The organism is Prauserella cavernicola, from assembly GCF_016595675.1.
In the GTDB taxonomy this organism is placed as follows: Bacteria; Actinomycetota; Actinomycetes; order Mycobacteriales; family Pseudonocardiaceae; genus Prauserella_A; species Prauserella_A cavernicola.
Genome location: NZ_JAENJH010000036.1, coordinates 1 through 795, shown reverse-complemented (window position 1 = coordinate 795; position 795 = coordinate 1). Strand labels below are relative to the sequence as shown.

The window sequence follows — 795 nt, the reverse complement described above, 5'->3', positions numbered from 1 at the left end:
GCCGGGGGTGGTGGGTGGTTATTTGTTTCGTGCATTGGGGGATTGTGTTTTTGGATGTGGTGGGGTGTTGCTGTGTTTTGGGTGGCTGGGTGATTGTTGTGTGGTCTGTTTTTTGGTGGGGTGCGGTGCACCGTTGTGAGTGATGAGGAGTTTGTTGTGCGGTTGCAGGTGGCGTTGGATGTTCTGGATCTTCCGTCGGCGTTGACGTTGGCGAATCAGGTGTCGGAGCATGTGGACATTCTTGAGTTGGGTACGCCGTTGGTGAAGTCGGTGGGTATCGGTGCGGTGAGTGCGATCAAGGCGGCGCATCCGGACAAGTTGGTGTTCGTGGATCTCAAGACCGCTGATGCTGGTGAGCTGGAGGCTGCTCTGGCGTTCGAGGCGGGGGCGGATCTGGTCACGGTGATGGGTGCCGCTGATGATGACACGGTGCGGGGTGCGGTGGCGGCGGGCCGTAAGTACGGCAAGGACGTGGTGGCCGACATGATCACTGTGGTGGAGGGCCGGGTGGCGCGGATCCGGGAGGTCGCGAAGCTGGGTGTGTCGTTTGTGGAGATCCACGCGGGGCTGGATGAGCAGGCCCGGCCGGGTTACACGATCGACACGCTGCTCGCCGATGGCCGGGAGGCTGGTGTCGCGTTCTCCATCGCCGGTGGTGTCAGCGCCGCCACGATCGGGTCCGTGCGTGAGGCCGGGGCCACCGTCGCCGTCGCGGGCGGAGCCATCTACAACGCCACCGACCCCGGCGCCGCGGCCAAGGAACTCAAACACCGCGCCACCCGCTAACACCACACA

The 795-nt window shown here is 63.5% G+C and carries 1 protein-coding gene; it reads left to right on the top strand.

What is annotated here, in order from left to right; all coding sequences use genetic code 11:
• Window positions 1-135: 135 nt before the first annotated feature.
• Window positions 136-786 (top strand): 3-hexulose-6-phosphate synthase, encoded by a 651-nt coding sequence (hxlA, locus tag JHE00_RS34580; protein ID WP_307832237.1) that lies wholly within the window; start codon window positions 136-138, stop codon window positions 784-786.
• Window positions 787-795: the final 9 nt, after the last annotated feature.